The following is a 21,044-nucleotide window of genomic DNA, read 5'->3' as shown; positions in this document are numbered from 1 at the left end:
ATCAACCAAGTTATGAGCGAACTCAAACGGCAGGAATCACTGATGGACGAAGCCACAGTGCTGGAGTACCTGGCCCGTTACCCCGAGTTTTTCCAGCGCCACGGGGCCATGCTGGACAGGATCCGCATTCCCCATGAGCACAAGGGCACCATCTCCCTGGTGGAGCGCCAGCTGGACAGACAGCGCGAGCGCATCGAGCAGCTGGAGCAGGAGATCACCGAACTGATGGGGATCGCCAGCGAGAACGAGCGGATCTTCCGGGTCTATGCGGATCTCTATGGCGAGCTGTATGGCTGCCAGACCCTGTTCGAGCTGAGCGCCGTGATGGGCAAGGCCTTCGTGCAGCGGCTGCGGCTGACCGGCCTGCGGCTCTGGCTCAGCCCGAAGAAATTCCAGCTGACTGGCCCCGAGCAGCGCTTCCTGGCTGACGGCAAGCAGCTCGATCAGCTGCTGGGCCAGCGGCTGCCCGGGACGGATTACTACTTCGGCCGGCTCAACCAGAGCGAGAAGCAGGCGCTGTTTGGCAGCGATGTGCTGGTCAACTCCGTGGCCCTGATGCGGCTCGGGGATCTCGGCGTGCTGGCCTTCGCGAGCTCGGATCCCAGCCACTTCACCCCTCACAACGACACCCTGCTGCTGGGTCAGCTGGGGCGTCTGCTGCAACTGCGTCTGCCCGAGCTGGTTCGTGGCTAAGGCACCCCTCCCCGCCGCCGACCCCCTGCCTGCCTCCCTGGCGGGGGAACTCACCGCCTTTATCGAATACCTGAGGGTCGAGCGCCAGCTCAGCCCTCATACCCGCAGCAACTATCAGGCCCATCTGGAAGCCATGGCCGCCGAGCTGGTCAGGCTGGGGGTCGATGACTGGGCCCGGCTCGAGGCGAGCCAGGTGCGCAGCCTGGTGACCCGGATGCACAAGGCAGGCCTGGCCCCCCGATCGCTCGCCACCAAGGTCTCTGCCCTGCGCAGCTTCTGCGACTGGCAGGTGCGCCAGGGGCGGCTCCCTGCCAACCCGGCCCGCGGCATCGTCACCCCCAAGCAGGGGCGGCCGCTGCCCAAGAACCTCGACGTGGACGAGATGTACCAGCTGCTCAACATCACCGACGAGCAGGATCCGCTGGCGGTGCGGGATCGCGCCATCATGGAGCTGATGTACTCCTCCGGCTTGCGCCTCGCCGAGCTGGTGGGGCTCAACCTCGCGGACGTGAAGCTCGATGAGCGCCAGCTCAGGGTCACCGGCAAGGGGTCGCGAGAGCGGGTGCTGCCCATGGGCAGGATGGCGGTGGAGTGGCTGCAGAAGTGGCTCAAGGTGCGGCCCTTGCTGGCGGGGGACGAGGGGGAGGCGCTGTTCGTCTCCAAGCGCCGGCAGCGACTGTCGGCCCGCTCGGTACAGGAGCGGCTCGACGGCTGGGGCAACAAGCAGGCCCTCAATGCCCACGTTCACCCCCACAAGCTGCGCCACAGCTTCGCCACCCACATGCTGGAGTCCTCCGGCGATCTGCGGGCGGTGCAGGAGCTGCTGGGCCACGCCGATCTCTCCACCACCCAGATCTATACCCACCTCGACTTCCAGCATCTGGCCAAGGTGTATGACAGTGCCCACCCAAGGGCCAAACGGGATCCTGCCACCCCGGAAGATGAGTGAGCTTTGCCAGTTATCAAGGGGCCAAGGGAATGACAGCGCACCATTCGCGAGGGCCAAACGGGATCCCGCTACCCCGGAAGATGAGTAAAAGCGACTGTGCTCGAATGGTTCTGCTCCCTTCTACCCTCGTGGGAGAACGCTTGGGGATGAGGGGAATGGGTTTGACAACAGGTAACGGGAACAGCCCCATAAAGAGGAATGACCATGCAGTTCTACCGTCGCTGGCAGCCGGTGGCCGCCATCTCGTTTGATCTTGACGACACCCTCTATGACAACGGCCCCGCCATAGCGCGGGCCGAGCAGTGGATGCTGAGCCACCTGCGCAGCGAATACCTGGCCACCGCCATGCTGGACAAGCCGCGCTGGCTCGAGCTCAAGCGCAACCTGCTGCTGGCCCGGCCCGAGCTGGGTCAGGACGTCAGCCTGGCGCGCCAGCACGGCATCCGCGAGGCCATGGTGCAGGGGGGCATGGCCGCCTCCCGGGCGGATCAGGAGGCAGAGCGGGTGTTCGCCGCCTTTCTCGCCGAGCGCTCGAAGATAGAGGTGAGCGAGGCAACTCACGCCCTGCTGGCTCGCCTGGCGGAACGCTACCCCCTGGCGGTCATCACCAATGGCAACCTGGATCTGGTGCAGGCCGGACTCGCGGACTACTTCACCCTGGTCTGCAAGGCGGGGGCCGGGGCCAGGATGAAGCCGGCGCCGGACATGTTCGTGCAGGTGCAGCAGGCCCTCGGGCTCGCCCCCGGCCAGATACTCCACGTGGGGGATCATCCCGAGACGGACGTGCTGGGGGCCAGGTTGCACGGCTTCAAAGCCGCCTGGCTCAACGAGCGCCGGTTGCCCTGGCAGTCGTTGCAGTTGCTGCCGGATGTGGAGCTCGCCACCCTCGACGAGCTGGCCGGGCTGCTGCTCTGATCCTGCTAGAGGGGCAGAGAAAGAGATGCGCAGGCGAGGCCATTTATTTATCCTTGGCGCGGACTGACAAGGGAGTGCTGGGCGTGAGTGGAATGAAGAGTGTCATCTGGTTGGTCATCCCCATCGTGCTGGCGGGCTGCGATCTGTTTAGCGACCACTACCGGATGGAGTTCAGGGATGGATCCTGGCGGGATATCGCCATTTCGCCCTTTTCGGATCAGGCCCGCTGGCGTGAAGGGTGCGCCACCGGCGAGATACTGGTGGACATGACCCTGCCCCTGAAGCGGGGCAAGGTGGTCGATGGCCGCGAACAGCTGCTGATCGGCGGCGAGCTGTTCGAGCTGGAAGAGGCCCGGCTCTATCGCGGCAACGGCATGGTGCTGGGGCAGGCCCCTGACCATGTTCAGCGGGGCCTCAAGGGGCTGGATGTCTGCCGTACCCTGCGCCCGGATCGCGGGGCCCTGCCCAAGTTGAAGGGCAAGGGATTCGGCGACTAGCCCGCCCGCTGCCGATGCTGGCGACAGGCGTCGCCGAAGGCGCTAAACAGCTTGATGGAGTGGGGATTCTCTTTCGCCTTCCACTCCGGGTGCCACTGCACCGCCAGGAGAAAGAGGGTGGGAGCGTGGCATGAATAGCCTCGATCAAGCCATCCTCGACATGGGTCAGCGACGCCGGATGTCTGCCATACCCTGCGTGCGCCCCGTTCGCGGGGCCCTGCCCAAGTTGAAGGGCAAGGGATTCGGCGACTAGCCCGCCCGCTGCCGATACTGGCGACAGGCGTCGCCGAAGGCGCTAAACAGCTTGATGGAGTGGGGGTTCTCTTTCGCCTTCCACTCAGGGTGCCACTGCACCGCCAGGAGGAAGGGGGAGAGGGCAGGGGCGTGGATCGCCTCGATCAGCCCGTCCTCGGCATGGGCCAGCGGCGCCAACCCCTTGGCCAGCGTCTTGATCCCCTGACCGTGCAGGGAGTTGACCGGGATCTGCGCCTCCCCCATCAGGTCGGCAAACCAGCTGCCGGGCACCAGACTCACCTGGTGGCTGTGGCCATACTGCTCCTCCACGGGATCGTCCGCATCCTCCCTGTGATCCGCATAGCCGGGCTCGCAATAGACCTTCTGATGAATATCCCCGCCCAGCGCCACGTTGATCTCCTGCATGCCGCGGCAGATGCCGAGCAGGGGCAGTCCCCGATCGAGGGCGGCGCGCACCAGGGCTATGTCGAACAGATCCCTGTCCCTGTCCTGGGCCTTCTCCGGGGTCAGGTTCTCCTGGCCGTAGAGGGCGGGATCTATGTTGGATCCGGCCCCGCTCAGGTAGACCCCATCGACGAGATCCAGATACTGCTCCAGATCAGCTGTCCCGCAGCAGGTGGGAACCAGCAGGGGCACGCAGTCGCTGATCTCCACCAGGGGGGTGATGTATTTGTGGGTCATTACCTGGTAGGCGTGGCCACTGCGGGCCTGGGCCCCCATGGTCATCAGCACGACGGGTTTGGAATGGGAACTGGGGTTGGGCATAGGTCACCTTGGCTATCCTTGGCGGTCTCATCCTGCGCCTTGGGAAGGCCCTTGCCGCGTCACTCTCGCAAGGGCATGCCTCAAGGCATGGTCATGGGATCAGGGTCGTGTCACAGTGCCAGAATCGTCGGTCAGCCTGGGCGATGACAGCCTGGATCCCGATCCCAGTCTGCCAAGGCCGTTCAATATGTCAAACGAAATGATGCGTTAATGTTAAATCTCGTGGCGACTGAGCCAGCTTGAGTCCCTGCTTCAGGGGCTTTAGCGGCAGTTGGCGGGCATTTGGGGGAAAGGCGTGGTGGATATATTAAACATTCGGCCCTGATGGCCGGATAGCAGAAGGGGCCCGCAGGCCCCTCGTCGATTCAGGCATTGAGGATGAACTGCTCTATCACCCTGGCCACGCCGTCCTCGTCGTTGCGGGCCGTGGTGTGCTGCGCCAGCGTCTTGATCTCGTCGGTGGCGTTGCCCATGGCGACCCCGAGTCCGGCATATTCGATCATGTGGCGGTCGTTGCCCGCATCGCCCACCGCGATCACCTGGTGAGCGGTGAGGCCCAGGTGCTCCGCCAGGGCGGCCACGCCGGTGCCCTTGTTGCTTCGCTTGTTCATGAACTCGAGGAAGTAGGGGGAGCTGCGCACCACCGTGTAGCGCTCATAGAGCTCGGCGGGCAACTGGGCGATAGCGCGGGAGAGCTGGGGCTCGGGGTCTATCATCATCACCTTCATGATCTGCTCGTCGGCGGGCAGGGTGGCGAAGTCCACCAGGTTGATCGGCATCTTGATCAGTTGGGACTCGTGCTCTGTGTAGGTGCTGATCCTGGGGCTGATGAGGCCCTGGAGGACGGAGAAGCCGTGGACGTTGACCCCCAGCTCAGAGGCGAGATGGGCGATGGCGCTGGCGTCGCTGCCGGTCAGCAGCTGGCTGCGCAGTATGCGTTGATCCGCGACCTGCTGCACCAGGGCGCCGTTGTAGCAGATGACGTAGTCATCCTGACCGGTGAGGCCGAGTTCGGCCAGATAGGGCGTCATGCCTTCCAGCGGGCGGCCCGAGGTCAGCACTACTGTCACGCCCTGGGCGCGGGCGGCCGCGATGGCGGCATGGGTGCGGGGGGTTATTTGACCGTGCGGGTTCAGCAGGGTGCCATCCATATCCAATGCGATCAGCTTGTACATCTTCTCACTACCTGAGTCTGGCCGGCCCGCCCTATGGGGCCAAGGGGAGGCCGAGTGTAGCGAAAATCGCCGCCGGGATCACGAGTTGAACGGTTGCGTGGCAGAGCTGCCCCTGACTGGCACCTCTCAGTGCTGGCCCTCGTAAGGGGTCAGTTGCAGTTGATCTTCCCGGATGGCGAAGTGGATGGGGCCGTGTTCTATGTCGACCCTGTTGTGGTGATGGGCCATCTCCACCTCGACGCCGGGGAAGAGGCGCTGGGTGGCGATGATGTCCATGTTGGCCATCAGGGCCTGCAGCTCGCGCTGCGCCTCGGCAAGCTGTTCATCAAGGGACTTGCTCTCGTCCAGCTGACGGGTGCGCAGCTCCTTGATCTTCTTCAGGGTCTCGGGATTGCGCTTGTCGCCGGGCAGTTGCAGCAGCCGCAGGATGAGATCCTGCAGCTTGTCGAGCTGCTCCCGGCAGGCCTGCTTGCGTTGACGCAGGGCCTGCTCCTGCTCCTTGTGGCTGAAGTAGCCACCGAGGATCTGCAGCCGGGTCCGGTTCGCCGCCGAGGCCCCGAGCACGGGCGCCATGATGAGTCGGTTGGCAATGTTGATGCCGCCGATGAGGTGGCCCTTGCGCATGGCGCTGTCCCCGACCCTGATGTCCTGGCCGCTGCGGCAATAGCTGTGGCTGAGCTGGCTCTGGATATGGATGTCGCCATCGGCCTCCAGCCTGGCGTACTGGGCATAGCTGGCGTGGATCTCGCCCCCGGCGTTGAGGTGGCAGAGGTACTGGTCCCCCTCCAGCTTGCGCCCTATGATGCCGTTGCGCACCGTGATGGTGCCGCCGGATTCGATATAACCCCCCTCGACGAAGCCCCCTATCACCACATCGCCGCTGGTCTTGATCCGCATGCCGGGCATGACGTCCCCGGTGACCAACAGGGAGCCCTCGAACATGACGTGACCGTGGCGGATGTCGACCTGCTTGACGCTCAGCACCTCGTCCACCCTCATGCCGGCCCGCTCCTGGCAAGGTAGCCCGGCACGGGTCGCCAGCAGCAGATCCGGGTCCTCGGGGGAGAAACAGGTTCCTTCTCCCGCCGTCATGGCGCTCTCCTTGCCGTGGCGGGCCGGCAGCACCTGGCCCGTCACCGTGAAGCCCTCTATGCCCTGGGTGGCGGGGTGGCGCCGCATCAGGGGGGCGCCCGCCTTGACGGTGAGCAGGGTGCCGAGATCGCGCATGTCCACCTTGCCGTGGTCCACCTCCTGGGGCTTGAGGATCCGCTCCGCCGCCGTCTCCACCAGCCGCTCCAGGCGGGTATCTTGGCCATGCCTGGCCGCCTTGCCCAGGGCGATGACAGGGGTGAGCCGGGCGCCGGGGGCCGCCTCGCTGGCGGCCTTGATGGCGGCGGCGAGCAGCCGCTCGCTCACCCCCTGCTTGATTGGGCTCGCCGCCACCGCCTCCTGCAACTGCGCCAGGGTCAGGGGGTTGCCGCCCCAGTCGGCGGTGATCTGGGCGCTGGCGCTCATCTGATCCTTGTCGACCAGGACGAGGAGCCGGGCATCCTGCCGCTGGGCTATGGGCACGGGAGGGGGGAGGGGGCGTCCGGCTGGGTCAGCAGGGTGTTGAGCAGGGCGACGGCCTGCCGGATCCCCTCGTCGAGGGGTTGATAGCGTCGGCAGTTGGAGAGCCGCAGCAGGGCCAGGACATGTTGCTCCTGGACGGGCTCGGTGAGACCCGGGGTAATGCGCAGACAGACATAGGTCATGTCTGCCGACAGCTGAAACCACGCTTTGCTTAACACCGGGATCCTCCTTCGTTGTCCCGATCCGGCTAGCCCCCCTGTGGCCGGGGGCGGGATCCTTGCCAAGAGTCGATGCCGCCGGGGCGGCCAAGAACCGCAGTATTCTGACATTTCGTCGTCCGGGTCAACGAGCCGAGTGCAAATGGGTGAGCCGGGTTGAGGAAATCCTGTGTGACGGGGAGTTGGGCCGATGGCGAAGGCGCGGCGGCTTGCTGAGTGTCAAATGAGGTGTTTTTGGCGGTATCTGCTGACTATTTCACCGACTGCCGCCCCCGACGGGCATCAAGTTCAGGGTGGCAATACGATTCACCTTGCAAGGGGAGGTTCAAGGGATTTTAATCTGCCGCCGCCCCGAGGCGCTGATGCCGGTCGCTGCCGACCATACTGTCCTCTTGTCCAACCGAACGAGCCCCATGACCGCCCAAGGCCACCTGCTGTTTTCCGTTACCTGCGCCCTGCTTGCCCACAAGGTCGAACTCACTCCGGCCCTGGCCGAAGGCAGCCTGTGGCACATAGTGCCCATGGCCCTGGCCAGTGCCCTGCTGCCGGATCTCGATCACCCCCAATCCCTGCTCGGTCGGCAACTGCCCTGGATCTCGGGGCCCCTCTCCCGCCTGTTCGGCCATCGCGGCTTCACCCACAGCCTGCTGGCGGTGGGCCTGGGGATATGGGGGTTGGCGCAGTTTCAGGCACCCGGGCCACTGTCCGGGGTGATGAAGGACGCCCTCATCGTCGGCTACCTCAGCCACCTGCTCGGGGATTGGCTCACCCCGGCGGGCATTCCCCTGTTCTGGCCCTGGCGTCGGCGCTTTCGGCTGCCCGGCCTGCCCCTCAAGAGCGGCGGGGGCTACGAGAAGGCCTTCTGCCTGCTGACCCTGGCGCTCGCCGGGTACTGGGTGCATGGGAGCGCGGGCTTAGGCGCCTTCTAGCCCGGTATCAGTCGATGCGGCTGGCGGTTCTGGTCAGGGTGAGGTAGTCGGCGAGTACCGGCAGGCCCTGCAGGTGACGGCGCAGCATGTCGAGGGCGGCGAAGGCGAGGATCCGGCGGCCGCTCTCGGGATCCGGGTGACTCAGCTTCACCCTCTGGCCGATTCGCTGGCCGTCTGCGCACAGCAGCAGCGGTACGCCGCCTGGGCCCGTACTGCCTATGGTCAGGCTGGGTTCCCGTCCGCTCCCCGTCAGTTGGTCGAGCTCGCTCGGGAGGTTGTGGCTGAAGCTGGCCTCCAGCACCGGATGGGGGTGGCACATGGCCAGCAGGGCGCCCCGGCTCTCGCCTTCTTGCAGCCACAGCGGCCGCTCCCCCAGCAGGGCCAGGATCTGCTGAGCCGGATCCTCGTTCCCCCGTCCCACCAGCCAGGGACTTATCTCCCCGAGCAGGCGCGCCTCGGCGGCGGCCATGTCGGCGGCGCTGGCCCCATGGCCGATGAGTTTCAGCTCGATGAGAGGCATGGAGGAGCGGTAGCCGAGTTCGATGCCGGCAGGCCAGGGCGCCGCATCCAGCTTGTCCGAGAGGGCGGATTCCGAGATGCCGAAGGTATAGAAGCGGCGCAGCTCTGTGTCCGTCTCTTCCCCCGCCAGCGCCTTGAGGCGCGGCAGGATTTGCTCGCACACCATCTGCTTGAACTCGAACGGCACGCCCGGGGTGAAGAAGAGCCGGCTCTGGCCGTGGCTGGCCGGGTGGCTGACCAGGAAGCCGCAGGCGGTGCCGACCGGGTTGTCGAGGATCTCGCAGCCCCGGGGCAGCCAGGCCTGCTTGCTGTTGCTCTGGGCCATGATGCGGCCCCGGCTGGCGTAGCGCTCGGCCATGGTGGCGAGCCAGTCGGGGAACAGGGTCAGGGGTTGGCCGAAGGCCTCGGCCGCCGCCTGGGCGGTGAGATCATCCGCGGTGGGGCCCAGGCCCCCGCACACCAGCACCACCTCGGCCCGGTTGGCACTCTCCTGCAAGGCGGCCTTCAGATCGGCGAGGTTGTCCCCCACGGTGAGGCGGCGGCGCACCTGCCAGCCCTGTTCCAGCAGCAGGGCGCTGAGCCAGGCGGCGTTGGTGTCCACCACCAGGCCGGTCACTATCTCGTCCCCCGTGCTGATGATCTCGATACGCATGCAGACTCCTTGGGTGGTGGGCCCCGATCAGGGCTTGTTGTGCTCGAAGTAGTAGCTGATCCGGGTGCGCGGGTTGAGGTACTCGAACACCGCCGGCGGCAGTCGCTTGGGGTGGATCACCTTGGCAATCGTCAGCTCGGCCTGCTCGAGATCTATGATGGCCGCCTCCTGGCGCGGGATGCGGGGATCGTACACCAGCACGGCGGGGTAGAGCAGGCGGGAGGCGTTGACCGACATCACCAGCCCGACCTGGCCGTTGGAGAGCTGCACCACGCTGCCGGGCGGGTAGATGCCCATCAGGCGGATCAGCATGCCGAGGTGGTCGGTGTTGAACTGGGCCTTGCGCTGCTTGTAGAGGTTGCCGAGGGCCGAGTAGGGCACCTTGGCCTGCAGGTGGCAGAGGTTGTCGTACTCGTTGATGAGGGACACTATCTGGGTCAGGGGGTCGAGCTGATCCCCCCTGAGCCCCTGTGGCCCGCTGCCGTCCAGATATTCGTGATGGTACTGCACTATGCGCTTCGCAGGCTCCGGGAAGCCGCTGGCCAGGCTCAGCAGATCCAGGCCATAGCGCGGATGCTGGGCCATCAGGTTCTGCTCCGGTTTGGTCAGGGGGCTTGTCTTGCGCAGGATCTGGCTCGGGATCTTCAGCTTGCCGATGTCGTGGAACAGGGCCCCCATGCCGACCTGGCGAATAGCCTCGGCTGGCAACTTGCACTCCCTGGCCAGCAGCATGCTGAGCACGCTGACGTTGAGGGAGTGAAACTGGAGGCTGTTGCCATCCGCGCTGTCGGAGACCAGGTGCAGCACCATCTCGTCCACCGACAGCAGCTGCTCCGTCATGGCGTTGATCAGCTCCTGGGCCTCATTGATGGCGTTGAGGGGGCGGGACTGGATCTTGCCCATCAGGTTGCGCACCTGGGCCAGGGACTGCTGGAAATGCTTCTCGCACTGCTGCAGATCCCGGCGATAGCGCTGCAACTGCTCGATGCGCCTGGCCTTCTCCTGCTGCATCTCCTGCTGGCGGCCGACGAGATCGTCAGTGCCATCCGGTGCGGGCTGCACCTGATCGAGGGGCTTGGGGGGGGCGTCGCTCTTGTCGGGAATGATGGTCACCAGCTTGAGGCCGAGCCGACGGATCAGCTCTATCTCCTCTTCACTCTTGAGTTTGAAGCTGGAAAACAGGAAAGGGTGCTCGCGCCATCCCAGTGGCAGGGAGACGTAATTGCCGACTTGCAGCCGGTCTACGGAGATCTTGATTCCTGTCATGGGGTTGGGCACGAGAGACACACAGAGCCGTATGCTAGTCAAAGGCAGGGGTGAATACAAAAGGTATCTGATGACAGGATGAGCGCTTTATTATAGGCTTCTAGATGTCCAGACATATTTACCGATGCAGTACAGGGAGTCAGCATGCCGATCAAGATCCCGGACCAGTTGCCCGCCGCCGAAGTGCTGGGGCAGGAGAACATCTTCGTGATGACGGAATCCCGGGCCGTCACCCAGAACATCCGTCCGCTGCGGGTGCTCATCCTCAACCTGATGCCCAAGAAGATAGAGACCGAGATCCAGCTGATGCGGATGCTCTCCAACTCGCCGTTGCAGGTGGATGTGGATCTGCTGCGCATCGACGATCGGGAGTCGAAGAACACGCCTCAGGCGCACCTGGAGAACTTCTATCACGACTTCGAGCAGGTGCGTGGCAACAACTACGACGGCATGATCATCACGGGGGCGCCGCTCGGGCTGGTGGAGTTCGAGGAGGTGGTCTACTGGCCGCGCATCGTCGAGATCATCGAGTGGTCCCATCAGCATGTGACCTCGACCCTGTTCCTCTGCTGGGCGGTGCAGGCGGCGCTCAAGGCGCTCTACGGCATGGAGAAGCAGACCCACGGCGAGAAGCTGTCAGGGGTCTATCGCCACCATCGCCTCGACGAGCACGAGCCGCTGCTGCGTGGCTTCGATGACGAGTTCGTCGCCCCCCACTCCCGTTATGCGGCCTTCGACGGTGACCTCATCCGCGCCCACACCGATCTGCAGATCTTCGCCGAGTCGGAGGAGGCGGGGGTCTATCTGGCGGCGACCAAGGATTGCCGCCAGGTGTTCGTCACCGGCCACCCGGAATACGATGCCTTGACCCTGGACGGCGAATATCAACGGGATCTGGCGGCGGGGCTCACCCCCGTCATCCCGGTCAACTACTACCCGGACGACAATCCTGGCCAGACTCCGCGCGCCACCTGGCGCAGCCACGGCCACCTGTTGTTTTCCAACTGGCTCAACTACTACGTCTATCAGCTCACCAGCTATCGGCTGGAGGACATCGGCAAGGTGTTCACCTACGAGCAGCCCAAAGGCTAGGTGTCATAGGGCCGGCTCACCCGCGATGATCCGCCATCGCCTGGAGGACATCGGCAAGGTGTTCACTTAATCAGCCGCCCAAGGGGTAGGGCGCCCTTCAGTCGGCCCCGGCCAGCCGTCGCCCCCGGGTGTCGAGCCAGTGACGGTGGCAGGCCAGGGTGAAGGCGCCGGGCCGCCTGGCCCGGATGGCGGCCATGGCCTCCGGCTGGGGCTGGCCCAGGGTCATCAGCAGCAGGGCCGCCACCAGCCCGGTGCGGCCGCTCCCTCCGTGACAGTGAATGGCCAGGTGCCGGCCCTCGCGCAGCAGGGCGAGCAGTTGCGGCAGCACGGGGGGCCAGGCTTGCTCGAAGGCTTCATCGGGGGCCTCATCGTCCGCTATGGGCAGGTGGAACCAGGCCATGCCCCTGGCCCTGACCAGTGAGCCGAGGGACCCTGCGCCGCGTGCGGCCAGCTCATCCTTTGTCATCAGCGTGAGCACACCGCCGGCACCGGCCAACTGCAACTGGGCCAGGGCGAGGGGCATGGGAACCTGCTGGTTGCCGGGACAGGGGGTGAGCAACAGCTGACCGTCGAGGCGCGGAACCTCCAGGCTCCAGAAGGGGTGGGCACTGAGCATGAGGATCCTTGTCGGTGCTAGGCGGGTGTCAAACGAACTTGTTGGCCCCCTGTTTGAGTGCGGCACAGCATAGAGGGCGCGGGTGCGATGTCAATCTGCGTTGTGTTCGGCCCGGTTTACGGGCAGAGTCTAAAAAAATTGAGCGATGGAAGGAGTAGAGATGAGAAACCTGGATCAACTGGACTTGGACATCCTGGCCCATCTGTTTCGCGATGCGGGCATGACCAACAAGGATTTGGCGGCCCTGGTCGGGGTGGCTCCCTCCACCTGCCTGGAGCGGGTGCGCAAGCTGCAACAGGACGGGGTGCTGAAGGGCGCTCACTGCGAGGTGGATTATCAGGCCCTGGGCGGCCATATCCAAGCCATGGTCTCCCTGCAGCTGGCGCGGCACAGCCGGCAGATCATAGATGCGTTTCGCGATGCCATACTGGCGTTGCCCGAGGTGATCAGCCTGTTTCACATGGGTGGCAAGGATGATTTCCTGGTGCACCTCTGCGTCGCCGACACCGAGCACCTGCGCAACTTCGTGTTCGATCACTTCACCTCCCGGGAAGAGGTGGTACACCTCGAGACCTCCCTGGTGTTCGAGCACAGGTTCAGCCGATCCCTGCCCTGCTTCACTCACCCCTGAGCGTCAGGGAAGCCGCAAAAAACCGCCAGTTGGCGGTTTTTTCGTTTCTGCATCGTGTCAGTTGAGGGCGAGCCTATCGTCCGGCGCCGTCTGGTAGAGCCCCTGCTGGTAGGCCAGGTTGCCCCAGAGTACCAGCCCCAGCGCGGCATCCTTCATGGCATCCGGCTGCGGGGCCGGGGTGAGGGTCTCGCTGGCATCGTCATAGACGAAGCCTTCCGCCGCCCGCTCAGGTTGCAGTATCACCACATCCTTGCCCCGCATCAGGGCGAAGTTCTTGTCGTACTGCATGATGGCGCGCCCCGGCCAGTCCGCCGGCATCCGGGTCAGATCCTTGCCCAGCATGGGGTAGTCGGCACTTATGCCCATCAGGGAGAGCAGGGTGGGCGCCATGTCTATCTGGCTGACGATGCGCCTATCCTGTTTCGGCGCTATGCCCTCTCCCACTATGACTCCAGGGATATGGAAGCGGGGGATGGGCACCAGGCTGGCTCCGCCGACCCGGCTGTCGTGATCGGCGATGACCAGGAACAGGGTGTCCTTCCAGTAGTCCGATGCCTTGGCCTTCCTGAAGAACTCGCCGACGGCGTAATCCGCATACTTGGCGGCGTTGTTGCGGGTCGCCTTGGGCTGCTCGTAGAGGGAGATGCGGTCGTCCGGGAACTCGAAGGGATCGTGGTTGCTGGAGCTGAATACCAGGCTGAAGAAGGGTTTGCCCTGCTTGTGGAGTGCCTCGAAGGTGTCGTTGGCCTTGGCCATGAGATCCTCATCCGAGGCGCCCCATGAGCCCTCGAACACAGGGTTCTTGAAGTCCTTCTGCTCGACTATGGTGGTGAAGCCATTGCCGAGGAAGAAGCTGCGCATGTTGTCGAAATGGCTCTCGCCGCCGTAGATGAAGCTGGTGTCATAGCCCCGCTGCTTGAGCAGATCCGCGATGGTGAAGAAGTTGGTCTGGCTCTTGCCGAGTTTGACCACGGCCTGGGCCGGGGTCGGGGTGAAGCCGGTCAGCACCGCCTCTATGCCGCGCACCGAGCGGGTGCCGGTGGCGTAGAGCTGCTCGAACGCCCATCCCTCCCGGGACAGCGCATCTATGTTGGGGGTCAGGGGCAGGCCGCCGAGGGAGCCGACGAACTGGGCGCCCAGACTCTCCTGCAGCAGGATCACCAGGTTCTTCGGCTTGCCGCTATGGCTGGCTTCGTTGAAGGTCTGGCTGGGTTGTGTCTCGGAGTTGAAGTCCTGGCCGGGGCGGCCGCTCTCCTCGCGCACCAGTTCCAGGATCCGCTCTCTGGGCAGTTCCCCGTAGAATTCGCCGGCACTCTCCTCGTTGCTCATCTGCTTGATGGCGAAGAAGAGGGAGTAGGCGGAGTTGACCGTCAGGGCGTTGACCAGGGGATCGCTGGCGAACGCCACCATGGCCGGGTTCAGGGCCCTGTGCCCCAGGCTGGAGCGGGCGCCGAGGAAGCCGATGACCAGGATCAGCAGGGCGAAGGCCGGGCGCAGATGCCAGCGCGGGAAGCTCAGGTGCCGCATCAGGCGCCCGCTCAGCCACCAGCCGCCCCCCAGGGTCAGCAGGCTGAACACCAGGGCCAGCAGCAGTTCGCCCTTGCGGCCCGCCCACAGCATGGCGAGCACCTCCTTCGGATAGATGAGGTATTCGATATAGAGGCGATTGGGGCGAACCCCGTATTCGGTGACGAAGGCGGGGGTGGAGATCTCGAGGAAGAGCATCAGCCAGAGCCCCAGGGTCAGCCAGACCCGGATAAGTTGCAGCCAGGCGCGCCCCAGGGCATGGGGGCCGGCCAGCAGCAGGGTGAAGACGGCGGGGACGCCCCACAGCCAGCAGAGGGTGGCGAAGTCGACGCGCAATCCCTGCAGCAGCATCTCTGACCAACCGGCGACGGCGTCGACCCGCTCCTGTTGCCAGAGCCCCAGGCCTGCCCGGCTGGCGGAGAGGGCGATGAGCGCGATCACCGAAAAAATGGCGATGGGCCAAAATGGACCCAGCCAATGTCTTATTTTTGTCATTGTTTTTCCTGATAAAGCCTGTTTTTTGATGCCCATCCGAGGACAGCTTTTTTTATATTGCAGGGTTATGACAATGGGGGCGGGGAAAGGTTGCGGCGCAGAGAGAGACTGGACGCTATTGATAATATTGATTTTTTAATGAGTGCTCCCGGGGGATCCAAAAGACAGCATAAATGACTGGGCGTTGTGTGATCCCCACTGCAAAGTGCGGCGAGGGGCTTGCCTATAATGGCGCCGGATTTTCTCAATCGGAGCCGAAGGGATGCCGGTCTTTATCGATGTGGAGTATGTGCATGGCTGGTGCCTGTTCGTGGTGCTCTCTGACGGCACCACCGGGGTGCTGGACCTGACCCCCTGGCGCAGCCAGCCCCTGTTCGCGGCGCTGGACTCGGAGCGGCGTTGCGCCCGGGTCTTCATCAATCGCCGCCACCAGCTGGAGTGGCCCTCGGGCTGCACCCTGTCGGCCCAGGAGGTCTATCACCTGATTGCCCCCATCGACGAGCGCGAGGCCTTCCCGGATCGCAATCCGGGCTGAGAGTGATGGGCTAACTCGTTGAGCCAGGTAACGTTTTCAGTCACAGACCCGCTTTGGCGAGGCCGTTATCATGGCCTCAGGGTGGCGCATTTTGCGCCAGCACCACCACAGCGGGAAGATAACAATGAAACAAGGAAGGTTGCGCCATGGCGGCCTGATCGGGGCCGCCTTGTTACTGACAGCGTGCGGCAGTGGCGGCGGGGGATCCAGCGGCGAGACCCAGCCCCCCGTGGTCAATCCGCCTCCCACCTCGGACAGTCGCGCCTGCTACGGCGATGATCAGCCCGCCTGCAACCTGAGAACCTATCAGGTGATGGTGGAGTCCTTCGTCGATGGCGACGGCAGTGCCAATTACGGCGTCGGCTACGGCCCCTCCAGGCACAACGGCGATCTGCAAGGGATCATCGACAGCCTGGACCACATCAAGAGCCTCAACGTCAACGCCATCTGGCTTACCCCTGTGTTCGACTCCTGCGCCGGTCAGGCCGGGGACGACAGGCTGGATGCCACCGGTTATTTCGCCTGCGACTTCTTCAATGTGGACCCCAACTTCGGCAGCAACGCCCAGTTGAAAAAACTGGTGGAGGCGGCCCACCAGCGCGGCCTCTATGTCTTCCTCGACGGTGTCTTCGGCCACGTCAACAAGGTGGGGGTGAGCAAGCCCTCCCCCGAGGGCCGTCTGCCTGCCCTCACCAGCGGCGGCGCCGGTTATCCGGGCCAGTTGGTGGATTACGGCCAGCCCGAGAGCCTCGCCTACTTCAAGGAGGTGGCCCGCTACTGGATTGAGCAGTACGGCATCGACGGCTGGCGCCTCGATCAGGCCTATCAGCTGGGGCTGGGCGACTGGCGCGCCATTCGCACCGAGGTGGAGCAGGCCAGTGCGGCGCGCAAGGCCGCCGGCCAGCAGTGGGGCACCCTCGGCTACCTGGTGGGCGAGGTGTGGAAGGGAGCTGACGAGATCCGGGCCCAGGCTTATGGCAGCAGCGACAACCCGGCGCTCTCCTCGGCGTTCGACTTCCCGCTGCGCTACGGCCTGGTGCAGGCGCTGGCGGTGGAGGAGTCCGGCAAGGGCGGGCAGGGGGCCAGCGTGCTCGATGCCAGCTGGAACAAGGTGGAGAACTACCCCAATCACGCCATGCCGAACCTGATGCTGGGCAACCACGATTTGGTGCGCTTCGGCGATCTGCTGGAGCGCGGCAACTTCAACCAGGCGGACTACTGGCAGCGCCACAAGGCGGCCTTCAGCTTCCTGGCGGCCCGCTCCGGCCCCATCACCCTCTACTACGGCGAGGAGTTTGGCGACGAGGTGCCGGGCTTTGCTGCCCAGGTGAGCGGTGACTGTGCGGCCCAGGGATTGTGCGACGATCACGTGGCCCGCAGCGACGGCAAGGTGCCCGGTGTCACCGGCTTCACCCCGAGCGGCGAGCAGGCCGAGCTCAAGCAGTGGCTTGGCCAGCTGCTGGCCCTGCGCGCCGCCCATCCCGCCCTCTATCAGGGGGAGCGGGTCAAGCTGGTGGCCGATGGCAGCGTCTATGGCGACATCAAGCAGACGGCGGCCGAGCAAGTGGTCTACCTGCTCAACCTATCAACCACGCCCCAGAGCTACAGCCTGCCTCTGGTTAAGCTGCGCAGCGGCAGCGCCCTGGTGGATCTGCAGAGCGGTGAGCGCCTGGCCATGGGGGGCAGCAGCCTGACGGTGGATCTGCCGCCCCTCAGTGGCCGCTTCCTGCTGCTGCAATAAGACGGCAAACAGCAAAAGGGCTCCCGCAGGAGCCCTTTTTGTTGCCAGCTGGCGACAGGGTCACTTCTCGAGGCCGCTGCCGAGCTCCTCCTGACGGGGGCTGGCCGGCGCGCCGCGCTCGTTGCCGCTGCGCCAGTGCTCGATCCGGTTGTGCACCCCACGGCGCAGGCTCTTGAAGCTGGTCTCCAGGTAGTGAACCCCCACCAGGATCCCCAGGGTCACGCCGGTGAGCAGCACGGCCTGGTGCAGCATTCCCATGCCGATCAGGGCGCCGAGGGCGGCCAGCATCCAGATGGTAGCCGCCGAGGTCACCCCCAGCACCTGACCATCCCGGGTCATCATGACCCCGGCGCCGAGGAAGCCGATGCCGGTGATGAGCTGGCCCAGCACCCGCGCCTGATCCGCAGACTGCGGGCTGACGGCGGCGCCGATGGCGAGAAAGCAGTAAGTGCCGAGCACTATGAGGGAGGAGGTGCGAATGCCGACCGGCTTGCCGTGCAACTGGCGCTCCAGCCCGACCAGACCGCCGCACACCAGACAGGCCAGAATGTTGTTCCAGCCAAGGGGCGCTATGTCCCACCACTGCGTTGTCATCATACCCACCTCTGCCGATCCTGCTTGTTATCCTGCCGCGCTCTGCCCCCGGTTCTCCAGCCGTTGCCGGAAGGCCCTGGCCAGGCGCTCGTAGAGATCTTTGGCCTCTCTGTCTTCAATATCGCCACGTATCCAGGGATTGTCGATGATTTCCAGCAGCACGCAGCCCTGGCCCTGCTGGCGAAGATCCACCCCGAACAGGCCGTTGCCGAGCTGGTGCACGGCGCGGCGGGCGGTCTGCAATACCCGCTCCGGTACCTCGGTGAGCGGCAACGCCTCGATCCGGCTCAGGTCGAGGGGGTGCTTGCGGCGGCGGATGCGATTGCCGGGCTCCGGCCGGTAGCGGCGGCAGGCGAACAGCGGCGAGCCGTCGAGAAAGCCGATGCGCCAGTCGAACTCGGCGGGGATCCGGCTCTGCACCAGCAGCAGGGCTGAGCGGCCCAGCCCCTCGTCCAGCAGGCGGGCGAGCTGGGTCTCGTCGCTCGCCATGGCCAGATCCCGGCCCTGGGCACCGTCGGGCACCTTCACCATCAGCGGCAGGCCGAGCCGCTGCACCAGCTCGTCCACCTGGTGGCGGCCACGGCGGGTCACCACCATGGTCGGCGGCATGGGCACGCCGCTGCGCACCATCAGCTCGTAGAGGTAGAGCTTGTTGCTGCAGGCGAGGATGGCGCGGGAGCTGTCGATCACCGGCATCTTGAGCTGCTCGGCGCGGCGGGCGAACTCGAAGGTGTAGTGGCCGACCGCGGTCTCGGCCCGCAGCCAGAGGGTGTCGAACTCCGGCAGCCGTTCTATGGCGGATGGCGCCAGTATCTCGGCCTGGATCCCCTGGGCGGCGGCGGCCTGGATGAAGCGCTCTATCGCCAGGGCATCGCTGCTGGCGCGGCCATCGTTCTGATCCATCAGGATGGCGAGCTGATAGAGCGGCGCCGTCTGCTCCTCGCCCCCGGTGCCCACCAGGGCCTGGGCGTGTTGCAACATCAGATCTCGCTCGCTCTGGCTCAACGCCAGCGGGGAGAGGCTCTGCTGCTGGCGCACCGACCAGCCGTGACGGCCACGTTTCAGGGTCAGCTCCTGCAACGGCAGCTGGCTCAGGCCGTAGTAGTAGCGGGCCAGCCCCCCTAGCTCGCTCTGCTCGCACTGGCCGAAGATGGCGCGCACCCGGATCCTGTCCTCGCTCTGGCGGGTCAGCCAGCCCTGCAGCTTGCGCCACAGCTTGGCCGGTGGCTGCTGGGGTTGCAGCCGGCTGATGGCCTGCAGTCCCGGCAGGCAGTGGTGACTGCGGGCCTGGGCCAGCAGTGAGCAGTAGTAGCCCGCGCTCAGGTGTTCCAGACTGCGGCAGAGGTTGATGATGCGGGGGCGGCCGCCCGTGGTCGGCACGCCGTGTTGCAGATAGGTGCGGGCGGTCAGCAGATAATCGGCATGGCAGGGCCAGTCGCCCAGCTCCTCGACGATGACATAGGTACTCATATTTTCGGCTCCACAGAAAGGACTGCCCGAAAAGGCAGGATCCCCAGTGGGCTTCGATGCACCGACAAGCACGACAATGGCGCGAGGGGAAACAAGAGGTTACAGTGCCTAATATTCTGCCTTGGTAACTTGTGATACAAGTCGCATTTCTGGTGCTGAGGATAAATAACCGAACAAGGACTCCCCGTGTTGACCGTGCGCGCGGCCCGAACCGATGATTTGGGCGCCATCGTGAAGCTGGAACGCTACTGTTTCCCCCCCGAAGTCGCCTTCGGCCGCAGCCGCTGGCACTACCTGCTCAGCCATGCCAAGGGGCGCACCCTGCTGCTGCAAGATGAGAAGGCGCAGTTGATGGGCTACCTCAGCGTGCTGGAGCACAGGGGCTGGGACAGGCTCATCATCCAGACCCTCGCCATTCGCTGGACGGTGCGCCGCCAGGGCTGGGCCCGGCGCCTGCTGGAGCAGGTGATCCGGGAGGGCCGGGAGGCGGGCTGGGGTGCCATCCGGCTCGAGGTGGCCGACGCCAACCCCGAGGCCCAGACCCTCTACCACAGGCTGGGGTTTCGCCCAAGGCTCAGGCTGCCGGACTACTACGGGCCGGGTCAGCATGCGCACCGGCTGGTGCTGCCACTGCGATCCGATGAGCAGGGAGCGGCATGAGCCGCGCTGCCTCGACATCGAGGGGCCAGCATGAGCTGTGATAACTGTCTGGCCACCGCCATCAAGGCCAAACTCGGGCGTTGCCCGGCTTGCGCCATCCAGACTCTCGTCATCGGGGCCGTGGGCTGGCTGGTCTGGTGGTGGTGTGGCGCCGACACCTCGGTCAACGCCCTCACCGGCCTGCTGTTTGCCCTGGGGGGCAGCGGCCTGCTGCTGCTGCACCTGTCGGTCTTCCTCTGGCGCAAGGTAACGGGGCGCGAGCTGGATAATGAGTGAATTCTTTTTGTTTCAACCAGATAAATAACAATGGAGGTTCAGATGATCGCAATGGTAACGGGCGCCTCGTCCGGGTTTGGTGAGGCCATCAGCCGTCAGCTGGTGCAGGCTGGTTACAGGGTGATAGGCACCGGTCGCCGCGCCGATCGGCTGGCCGCCCTGGCCGACGAGCTGGGGGAGCAGTTCCTGCCGCTGGCGTTCGACGTGCAGGACAAGGCGGCCACCCGCGCCGCCATCGAGGGGCTGCCGGCCGCCTGGCAGGAGGTGGATCTGCTGGTCAACAACGCCGGGCTGGCGCTCGGGCTTGAGCCCGCCCACAAGGCGGATCTGGAAGACTGGGAGCAGATGATAGCCACCAACATCAGCGGCCTGACCCTGCTCACCCGATTGCTGCTGCCGGGCATGGTGGCGCGCAATCGCGGCCACGTGGTCAACATCGGCTCCATCGCAGGCACCTACCCCTATCCGGGCGGCAACGTCTACGGCGCCACCAAGGCGTTCGTGAAGCAGTTCAGCCTGAACCTGCGGGCCGATCTGGCGGGCACCGCCATCCGCGTCACCAACCTGGAGCCGGGCCTGTGCGGCGGGACCGAGTTCTCCAACGTGCGCTTCCACGGTGACGACGCCAAGGCGGCGACCGTCTATCAGGGGGTGCAGGCCATCCAGCCGGAGGACATCGCCAATACGGTGCTCTGGGTCAGCCAGCAGCCCGCCCACGTCAACATCAACAGCATAGAGATCATGCCGGTGGCCCAGACTTTCGGCCCGCTGCAGATCAGCCGTCGCTGAACCCCGTCTCGCCGGGATGAGAAGAGGCACCCCTGGGTGCCTCTTCTCGCTGCTGCCCTGTCGTTTTTCCCGCCTGCCCGCCGCGTCATCTGGCGTCATTCACCCGCTATCCCAGGTCGCTGCCACCCAGTGGTCAAGTTGGCCTGCAACTTGCTGGTCATGGTTATTGGCGGGGAGTCTCTCCCCCGGACGCCGGCCTGGCCGGCAGCAGCT

Annotated in this window: 23 protein-coding genes and 1 pseudogene; 13 read left to right on the top strand and 11 right to left on the bottom strand. The window is 65.1% G+C overall.

Going from position 1 to position 21,044, the window contains the following annotated elements; translation table 11 throughout:
• Positions 1-12 precede the first annotated feature (12 nt).
• From OC537_RS16585 to OC537_RS16570, 4 genes are all read left to right on the top strand, one after another.
• Positions 13-693, top strand: a complete 681-nt coding sequence (locus OC537_RS16585) for a DUF484 family protein (protein ID WP_162627239.1) — start codon at positions 13-15, stop codon at positions 691-693.
• A complete protein-coding gene (gene xerC, locus OC537_RS16580) occupies positions 686-1,642 on the top strand; it encodes a tyrosine recombinase XerC (RefSeq protein WP_234676110.1) in 957 nt (318 codons plus the stop codon). Before OC537_RS16585 ends, xerC begins: the two co-directional genes overlap by 8 nt.
• Positions 1,643-1,846: 204 nt before the next feature.
• Positions 1,847-2,557 carry an HAD-IA family hydrolase gene (locus tag OC537_RS16575; protein WP_139746181.1) on the top strand — a complete coding sequence of 237 codons (711 nt, stop codon included), beginning with the start codon at positions 1,847-1,849 and terminating at the stop codon, positions 2,555-2,557.
• Positions 2,558-2,649: 92 nt separating this feature from the next.
• On the top strand, positions 2,650-3,054 hold the full coding sequence (locus OC537_RS16570) for a hypothetical protein (protein WP_262113330.1): 405 nt from the start codon (positions 2,650-2,652) through the stop codon (positions 3,052-3,054).
• Here OC537_RS16570 and OC537_RS16565 read toward each other — a convergent pair.
• Positions 3,051-3,223, bottom strand: a pseudogene (locus tag OC537_RS16565) (gamma-glutamyl-gamma-aminobutyrate hydrolase family protein); the annotation flags it as partial. The gene OC537_RS16570 and the pseudogene OC537_RS16565 overlap by 4 nt on opposite strands.
• Here OC537_RS16565 and OC537_RS16560 point away from each other — a divergent pair.
• Positions 3,185-3,307, top strand: a complete 123-nt coding sequence (locus OC537_RS16560) for a hypothetical protein (RefSeq protein WP_262112892.1) — start codon at positions 3,185-3,187, stop codon at positions 3,305-3,307. The pseudogene OC537_RS16565 and the gene OC537_RS16560 sit on opposite strands and share 39 nt — an antisense overlap.
• Here OC537_RS16560 and OC537_RS16555 read toward each other — a convergent pair.
• The 4 genes from OC537_RS16555 to OC537_RS20635 all read right to left on the bottom strand — a co-directional run bounded on the left by OC537_RS16555 (position 3,304) and on the right by OC537_RS20635 (position 7,039).
• A complete protein-coding gene (locus OC537_RS16555; protein WP_262112890.1) occupies positions 3,304-4,074 on the bottom strand; it encodes a gamma-glutamyl-gamma-aminobutyrate hydrolase family protein in 771 nt (256 codons plus the stop codon). The genes OC537_RS16560 and OC537_RS16555 overlap by 4 nt on opposite strands.
• A gap of 365 nt (positions 4,075-4,439) precedes the next feature.
• Positions 4,440-5,249 (bottom strand): sugar-phosphatase, encoded by an 810-nt coding sequence (gene yidA / locus OC537_RS16550; RefSeq protein WP_262112888.1) that lies wholly within the window; start codon positions 5,247-5,249, stop codon positions 4,440-4,442.
• A 126-nt stretch (positions 5,250-5,375) separates the two neighbouring features.
• Positions 5,376-6,764, bottom strand: coding sequence for a FapA family protein (locus OC537_RS16545; RefSeq protein ID WP_316044160.1), 1,389 nt, complete (start codon positions 6,762-6,764; stop codon positions 5,376-5,378).
• Between the two features lie 47 nt (positions 6,765-6,811).
• Positions 6,812-7,039, bottom strand: coding sequence for a hypothetical protein (locus OC537_RS20635; RefSeq protein ID WP_316044159.1), 228 nt, complete (start codon positions 7,037-7,039; stop codon positions 6,812-6,814).
• 413 nt (positions 7,040-7,452) lie between these two features.
• On the opposite strand from OC537_RS20635, the gene OC537_RS16540 reads away from it, so the two are divergent.
• Positions 7,453-7,968, top strand: a complete 516-nt coding sequence (locus tag OC537_RS16540) for a metal-dependent hydrolase (protein ID WP_106885138.1) — start codon at positions 7,453-7,455, stop codon at positions 7,966-7,968.
• 7 nt (positions 7,969-7,975) lie between these two features.
• Here the strand turns inward: OC537_RS16540 and OC537_RS16535 are convergent, their stop codons facing one another.
• Positions 7,976-9,139, bottom strand: coding sequence for a competence/damage-inducible protein A (locus OC537_RS16535; protein WP_106885137.1), 1,164 nt, complete (start codon positions 9,137-9,139; stop codon positions 7,976-7,978).
• 27 nt (positions 9,140-9,166) lie between these two features.
• Positions 9,167-10,405 carry an HD-GYP domain-containing protein gene (locus tag OC537_RS16530; protein WP_262112885.1) on the bottom strand — a complete coding sequence of 413 codons (1,239 nt, stop codon included), beginning with the start codon at positions 10,403-10,405 and terminating at the stop codon, positions 9,167-9,169.
• A gap of 144 nt (positions 10,406-10,549) precedes the next feature.
• Between OC537_RS16530 and metA the strand changes: the two genes are divergently transcribed.
• Positions 10,550-11,497 carry a homoserine O-succinyltransferase gene (metA, locus tag OC537_RS16525; RefSeq protein WP_111910712.1) on the top strand — a complete coding sequence of 316 codons (948 nt, stop codon included), beginning with the start codon at positions 10,550-10,552 and terminating at the stop codon, positions 11,495-11,497.
• Between the two features lie 97 nt (positions 11,498-11,594).
• On the opposite strand, the gene OC537_RS16520 is transcribed toward metA, so the two are convergent.
• Positions 11,595-12,113 carry a tyrosine-protein phosphatase gene (locus OC537_RS16520; protein WP_262112881.1) on the bottom strand — a complete coding sequence of 173 codons (519 nt, stop codon included), beginning with the start codon at positions 12,111-12,113 and terminating at the stop codon, positions 11,595-11,597.
• Positions 12,114-12,273: 160 nt separating this feature from the next.
• On the opposite strand from OC537_RS16520, the gene OC537_RS16515 reads away from it, so the two are divergent.
• Positions 12,274-12,744 (top strand): Lrp/AsnC family transcriptional regulator, encoded by a 471-nt coding sequence (locus OC537_RS16515; RefSeq protein WP_025325515.1) that lies wholly within the window; start codon positions 12,274-12,276, stop codon positions 12,742-12,744.
• Positions 12,745-12,801: 57 nt separating this feature from the next.
• On the opposite strand, the gene OC537_RS16510 is transcribed toward OC537_RS16515, so the two are convergent.
• On the bottom strand, positions 12,802-14,766 hold the full coding sequence (locus OC537_RS16510; RefSeq protein WP_262112878.1) for an LTA synthase family protein: 1,965 nt from the start codon (positions 14,764-14,766) through the stop codon (positions 12,802-12,804).
• 262 nt (positions 14,767-15,028) lie between these two features.
• Here OC537_RS16510 and OC537_RS16505 point away from each other — a divergent pair, with 262 nt between their 5' ends.
• Positions 15,029-15,301, top strand: coding sequence for a DUF2442 domain-containing protein (locus OC537_RS16505; protein ID WP_106885132.1), 273 nt, complete (start codon positions 15,029-15,031; stop codon positions 15,299-15,301).
• Positions 15,302-15,425: 124 nt separating this feature from the next.
• Complete coding sequence (locus tag OC537_RS16500) at positions 15,426-17,042, top strand: alpha-amylase family protein (RefSeq protein WP_262112874.1); 1,617 nt, start codon at positions 15,426-15,428, stop codon at positions 17,040-17,042.
• 60 nt (positions 17,043-17,102) lie between these two features.
• Here OC537_RS16500 and OC537_RS16495 read toward each other — a convergent pair whose 3' ends face one another.
• Positions 17,103-17,639: an MgtC/SapB family protein gene (locus tag OC537_RS16495; protein ID WP_262112872.1), complete on the bottom strand. Its 537-nt coding sequence runs from the start codon at positions 17,637-17,639 to the stop codon at positions 17,103-17,105.
• A gap of 24 nt (positions 17,640-17,663) precedes the next feature.
• Positions 17,664-19,106: a RimK family protein gene (locus OC537_RS16490; RefSeq protein WP_262112870.1), complete on the bottom strand. Its 1,443-nt coding sequence runs from the start codon at positions 19,104-19,106 to the stop codon at positions 17,664-17,666.
• A gap of 186 nt (positions 19,107-19,292) precedes the next feature.
• Here OC537_RS16490 and OC537_RS16485 point away from each other — a divergent pair, with 186 nt between their 5' ends.
• The 3 genes from OC537_RS16485 to OC537_RS16475 are packed head-to-tail and all read left to right on the top strand — an operon-like array spanning position 19,293 to position 20,831.
• Entirely contained in the window at positions 19,293-19,766 is a 474-nt protein-coding gene (locus OC537_RS16485) for a GNAT family N-acetyltransferase (RefSeq protein ID WP_111910706.1), read from the top strand.
• A gap of 30 nt (positions 19,767-19,796) precedes the next feature.
• Complete coding sequence (locus tag OC537_RS16480) at positions 19,797-20,042, top strand: DUF3624 family protein (protein ID WP_139744127.1); 246 nt, start codon at positions 19,797-19,799, stop codon at positions 20,040-20,042.
• A 42-nt stretch (positions 20,043-20,084) separates the two neighbouring features.
• Positions 20,085-20,831, top strand: a complete 747-nt coding sequence (locus OC537_RS16475) for an SDR family oxidoreductase (protein WP_163135793.1) — start codon at positions 20,085-20,087, stop codon at positions 20,829-20,831.
• The last annotated feature ends 213 nt before the right edge of the window (positions 20,832-21,044 follow it).

It is taken from the genome of Aeromonas sp. Marseille-Q5825, assembly GCF_946892685.1.
Classification (GTDB): domain Bacteria; phylum Pseudomonadota; class Gammaproteobacteria; order Enterobacterales; family Aeromonadaceae; genus Aeromonas; species Aeromonas rivipollensis.
The sequence above is the reverse complement of the archived record's forward strand: the minus strand, read 5'-3'. Positions and strand labels throughout refer to the sequence as shown.